This is a genomic window from Ideonella sp. P3_A4 (assembly GCF_056403075.1).
On sequence record NZ_JBFUGE010000604.1, the window covers coordinates 1 to 3,569 of the forward strand.

The 3,569-nt window shown below is 63.8% G+C and carries 4 protein-coding genes; 2 read left to right on the plus strand and 2 right to left on the minus strand.

Annotated elements, in window-relative coordinates; all coding sequences use genetic code 11:
- On the minus strand, positions 1-330 hold a 330-nt coding region (locus tag AC1DYI_RS29715; RefSeq protein ID WP_477207721.1), incomplete at its 3' end, for a hypothetical protein.
- 1,124 nt (positions 331-1,454) lie between these two features.
- Between AC1DYI_RS29715 and AC1DYI_RS29720 the strand changes: the two genes are divergently transcribed.
- A complete protein-coding gene (locus AC1DYI_RS29720) occupies positions 1,455-1,856 on the plus strand; it encodes a GFA family protein (RefSeq protein WP_477207722.1) in 402 nt (133 codons plus the stop codon).
- A gap of 203 nt (positions 1,857-2,059) precedes the next feature.
- Positions 2,060-3,046: a VTT domain-containing protein gene (locus tag AC1DYI_RS29725; RefSeq protein WP_477207723.1), complete on the plus strand. Its 987-nt coding sequence runs from the start codon at positions 2,060-2,062 to the stop codon at positions 3,044-3,046.
- Between the two features lie 140 nt (positions 3,047-3,186).
- On the opposite strand, the gene AC1DYI_RS29730 is transcribed toward AC1DYI_RS29725, so the two are convergent.
- The coding region (locus tag AC1DYI_RS29730) for a DinB family protein (protein ID WP_477207724.1) at positions 3,187-3,569 on the minus strand (383 nt) is incomplete at its 5' end.

A 3,569-nucleotide genomic window follows, 5' to 3' on the forward strand; every position in this document is an offset into this window, starting at 1 on the left:
GACATATGGCGTCAAGCTCGGCAGATATACGGCTTGGTCCGGCTCCAACTGAATAGGGTATACATCGGCTCCCATTCCGGGTCCGTCGCAGCAGGACAAGCACACGGCTGCCCCTACCGAATTCGTTTGGTTGTACACGACGTAAAGCTGGCTCGCTGAGTTATCCCAGCAGAGTTCTACGCTGTCTGAGTAGTCGTCGCGCCTCGACTTCCAAAGCTTCTTACGGTGAGTTACGTTRCCAAATAGACCGCCAAACAAATCTGCCACCGCAAATCCGATGTCAACGGCTTGGTGTACATCATCCTGAAAGTCGCCTACGTTGCGCTTCATATGAACTCCCTATTCTGGTAATTCATTAGGCGCTCTTTTATGGCCAATGCAAACTAGTTGATATTGACCCTGCAAACAAAGATGCGATCTCTGCTGCGTCCCCGGACGCTTTGGTCAGCCAAGCGTTGCTGTCCGGGGATTGGCTTGGCGCCTTTAGAGCCTCGCGAAGAGGGGGTCAGGAAACCGAGTATTCATGCGGCCTCCAGTGGGTGTGTGCCCCACAGGCCGCTAGCGTCCTAAAACGCGCGCGAACAAGGGCACCTTAGAAACAAGAGCTGAAGCTCGTTCAGCAGGTCGTCTGTCCGATCGAAAGCGCTCCTTGACGGCCCGGATGTCGTCGGAGCTGCGCTGACAGAACCGGTGAAGATCGAACTCCGTCGAGCAGCCTGGCGCGGTGTCCAACCTACGAAACGCACGACTCCCACTGACTTCTTGGAGTCGGCGGATGTGCCAGCCTTGCACCGGCCCCACGCCCACCGAACTGGAAGCCGCGCCAGCTCCGGCTGTGCAGCCAAACCGAATCAATCTAGACGGAAGGACGATGCGGGGCCCTCCAACGGGTGCCTGTTGCGCGTTCGACCGGCAGCTTTGGGACAGCGATACCAGGACAGCGGATGTCTCTTCAGGGTCGGGACCGCGAGTTCGAGCAATAGTGAAGCGGTCGCCGACGCGGCGTGAACCTTCTCGTGGAGCTCCTACGGCCGCAGTACCTCGTACAGCTGACGTTCGAGCCCGCACTTCTCCCTGGGCCCAACGACTGCTTGGTGCCAGTCAGCGTGAGTAGGGGAGCGGCCCGCGACCGGCTCCAACCGCTGCGGACGGGCCACTCGCCCCCCGTGGGCTGGCCGTCAGCAACGGGTCGACAGTCCCGGTTCAACGCCACCGGCAGCAGCCGTTGGCCAGGCCTCGTCACGACGTTGACCTACCCTTGCGCACAGCCGGCACCGAAGGACGCGTTCCGAAACACAGCGGACACTCGCCCGAGGAGGGCGATGGTAAGAAGCGGCGCACGCAGACATCTTTCGCTCCGACAAGCTCACCCTGTGAGCCTGTGACTGAGGATCATCGCCAATCAGGCAATCACCAATGCCGCGGGTTCCCGCGCTCTTCGAAAGGCCCCTTCCATGCACCAAGGTTCCTGCCACTGCGGCGCTGTCAAGCTGAAGCTCCCTTCCACACCCACCGTGGCTACTTCGTGCAATTGCTCGCTATGTCGTCGCATCGGCGGACCGTGGGTCTACTTCGAGTTCGGCACAGTCGAGATCCAGGGGCACCCCGAGAACACTGCCGAGTACATTCAACGCGACGGAACAATGAGGACGATCCGCTGTCAGACTTGCGGTTGTGTGACCCACTGGGAGCCGATCGAACTCAAGCCAGGCGCAAAGCATGGCGTCCACTTGGGCAACTTTGATCCCGAGTTCACAGCATCCGTGAAGGTGCGCCGGTTCGATGGCGCAGATACTTGGAAGTTCTTTGACGAAATGCCCTTGAACAATGATCCACCGTCGGAACGCGAGGCCTAACCCCTCCGTCCCCGGGGATCACCCGCATCCAGGCTTTGGACCGCCGCTGCGCCCGCATGTGCCGGGCAAGTGTCCGGCTGGTCCGGCATTCGAGGGGCAGCCGGCAGCCGCGGGTGTTCCCCGCTTCTGCCTGCACGCAGCGTCAGGTTGTCCGGATCCCCCTGCAACGAGCACGTGGGGAAGGACCTAAACTCGTTTCGACCATGATCGCTACCGAAATCGCAGTCGCTGTCGAGCGCAACGTAGTGCCGGTCGTCTTCCTCAACGTGCTGATGCAGCAACTGGGGCTGCCCGTGCCCGCGGTGCCAACGCTGTTGCTGGCCGGAAGCCTAGCGCTGGGCCCGCTGCCGCTCGGGCAGGTGCTGGTGGCTGCCGTGCTGGCCTCGGTGCTGGCCGACGCCGCGTGGTACGGCGCCGGACGTGCATTCGGCTACCGCGTTCTGTCGGGCCTGTGCACCTTGTCGATCAACCCAGCCAGCTGCGTCAGCCAGACCGAGGCGCGCTTCGTGCGCTGGGGACTGCCCTCGCTGGTGGTGGCCAAGTTCGTCCCCGGCTTCTCGACGGTGGCGCCGCCGGTCGCCGGCGCTCTTCGCATGCCAATCGCCGGCTTCCTGCTTGCTGCCGCCATCGGCGCGTTGCTGTGGGCCGGCTTGGCGCTGGGGACCGGCTGGCTGGTGCGCGGCGCGGTGCCCGGCTTGATTGCTGAGCTCGACCGCCATGGCGGCTTCGCGGCGGCGGCCGTCGGCGCGGCCCTTGGCTCGTGGCTGGCGTGGAAGCTCTGGCAACGCCGACGCTTCAGGCGCCTGGGCGCACTGCCCCATGTCACGGCCGCCAAATTGCGGGCAGCGCTGGCTACTGCGCAGCCGCCGCTGCTGCTGGATCTTCGCGGTGCCAGCATGATCGCCCAGACCGGCCCTATTGTCGGCGCGGTGGTGGCCGAACACGACCGCCTGGAGCACGCGGTGCGCGACTGGCCGAAGCACCGCGCCGTGGTGACGATGTGTGCGTGCCCGCAAGACGCCGGCGCCATCGAGGCGGCGCGGCGCCTGATCGCCCAAGGCTATCTCGATGCGCGACCGCTGAAGGGGGGATACGAAGCGTGGATGCATGAGGCTGCATTGGCTGACAGCGCGACTGGATCGACACCGGCTATCAATGCGAAGCAGCGGGCTGGCCAGGGTTCTGCCTGACGTTTGGTCTAACCCCTGCCGTTCTCGCAGGCAGCGTTTCCACCAGGCACTCAGCTCGTGGATCTCGGCGAATGCGAAGGCGATGCCGAATAAGGTCGACACGGCCATGAGGATGGACACCTGGACAAGCGACACGGGGCCTATCCTCGTGCAGGTGTCGCAGCCTCCGTGAAGCCGCGCAGGATGGCTGCCACTCGCCAGCGATGGTCCTGATCGTGCAGGGCCAATTGCCGGATGATGGCGAGAACGGAGATTTCGGATCCGTCGGCGCGAACGCCGACCCTGGCCAGTTGATCGGGCGTCAAGACCCGCAGCTCGGACAGCAGCCGGCCTCTTTCCTGTTCGAACTCCGTGATGGCCGCGTCTCCCTCTCGCGCCTCGTACCCGCGCTCTTCGAGCCAGGCGACGACGTCGACAGGCTCCAGATGCGGGCGATCTTCCGCAAGGATGCGGCGGATCCGCAGGCCGTAGAGATCGGTCTCGCAATCACGTGTGTGCCAGAGGTGTTCGAGCAGGTGGGAGC